The following is a 258-nucleotide window of genomic DNA, read 5'->3' on the forward strand; positions in this document are numbered from 1 at the left end:
TGTTTCTAGTGAAGCCACCAGCTCCATATTCTTGCCATGGCGCACAGACAGTTCTTGCAAATAGCGGCCCCTTGCTTGTTCCTCAGTAGGACTGGTGAGTAGCTTCTCTAGTACAACACTATGGAGCTCCCTAAGTCCTCCAATTAGACACTGCATGTCCTTACTCATCCCACTTGCCATATCGGCTTCTGTCCTCAAAATACGGATTGTGGATGGATGGGTTCGGAATAGTCTCAACACATTCCTTAAGGACATCTG

The 258-nt window shown here is 47.7% G+C and carries 1 protein-coding gene; it reads right to left on the minus strand.

Features of this window, described 5'->3' with window-relative positions; translation table 11 throughout:
- On the minus strand, window positions 1–255 hold a 255-nt coding region (locus IEQ44_RS18695), incomplete at its 3' end, for a hypothetical protein (protein ID WP_498371233.1).
- Between the last annotated feature and the right edge of the window lie 3 nt (window positions 256–258).

Origin of the sequence: Nocardioides malaquae, assembly GCF_015070385.1 — a bacterium.
Classification (GTDB): domain Bacteria; phylum Actinomycetota; class Actinomycetes; order Propionibacteriales; family Nocardioidaceae; genus Nocardioides; species Nocardioides malaquae.